Origin of the sequence: Enterobacter sp. HMSC16D10 (genome assembly GCF_001807145.1) — a bacterium.
GTDB lineage: Bacteria > Pseudomonadota > Gammaproteobacteria > Enterobacterales > Enterobacteriaceae > Enterobacter > Enterobacter roggenkampii.
Genome location: NZ_KV787886.1, coordinates 1 through 1,216, shown reverse-complemented (window position 1 = coordinate 1,216; position 1,216 = coordinate 1). Strand labels below are relative to the sequence as shown.

Here is a 1,216-nt window from a genome sequence, read left to right as displayed (position 1 = left end):
CCACGGATAATCTAGACACTTCCGAGCCGTTGATAATACTGGTTTTCATATTCTGTCGGTGACATCTGTTCGCTAGAACCATGCCGACGCTTACTGTTATAAAACATTTCGATGTAATCAAAAATATCACTGCGGGCTTCTTCCCGCGTTCCGTAGATCTTTTTCTTTATCCGTTCACGTTTCAACAACTGGAAAAAACTTTCTGCAACCGCATTATCATGGCAGTTACCGCGACGGCTCATGCTACCCTCCAGGCCGTGTGATTTCAGGAACGACTGCCACTCATGGCTTGTGTACTGACTGCCCTGATCCGAATGAACCAGCACCTGTTTTTCGGGATTACGCCGCCATACAGCCATCAGCAGTGCGTTCAGGACAATGTCCTTTGTCATCCGGGATTGCATGGACCAGCCGATAATTTTGCGTGAGAACAGATCAACAACAACGGCAAGATACAGCCAGCCTTCGTGGGTCCTGATGTAGGTTATGTCCGTTACCCAACGCTCATCAGGAGCATCCGGATTGAACTGTCGCTGGAGCCTGTTGGGTGACACGATACTGGCCTCGCCTTTACGTGCCCGCGGGCTTCGGTATCCGACCTGAGCCTTTATTCCGACACGTTTCATCAGTCTCCAGACTCTGTTTACTCCGCACTGTTGCCCGCTGTCACGCAGATCCAGATGGATTTTGCGATAACCATAGACGCATCCCGATTCCAGCCAGAACTGTTTAATCTGTCCTGTCAGTCTCAGGTCTGCCTGATGGCGTTGTGAATGCGGCTGCTGAAGCCAGGCGTAAAAACCACTGGGATGAACATCCAGCACCCGACAGAGCAGGCGAACAGGCCAGCAACAGGAGTTGTCACGGATAAAGGCGTACCTCAGTCGGACAGCTTTGCGAAGTACGCCGCGGCTTTTTTTAATATGTCCCGTTCGTCGGTAACCCGTTTCAGCTCTTTCTGGAGACGGCGGATCTCGGCCTGAGCATCTGACTGTTCTTTATTAGTGGAAGAATCCGGACCGTACTTCTTTATCCAGGCATAAAGGCTGTGGGTGGTGATATCGAGACGTGTTGCAACGCTGGCAACAGAATAACCGCGATCAACAACCTGTTTGACTGCTTCAGTTTTAAACTCTTCAGGATAACGCTTACCGCTCATGGGCACCTCTCTTTAAGTCATCTTAAATGACTCTGAGGTGTCTGTTAAACGCGTGGC

The 1,216-nt window shown here is 50.3% G+C and carries 1 protein-coding gene; it reads right to left on the bottom strand.

What is annotated here, in order from left to right; translation table 11 throughout:
• Window positions 1–11: 11 nt before the first annotated feature.
• Window positions 12–1,159 (bottom strand): IS3 family transposase gene (locus HMPREF3143_RS14745; protein ID WP_085949497.1). Its coding sequence is split into 2 segments (ribosomal slippage): window positions 12–922 and window positions 922–1,159, totalling 1,149 coding nucleotides; the frame shifts between segments, so codons are not numbered across the junction.
• Window positions 1,160–1,216: the final 57 nt, after the last annotated feature.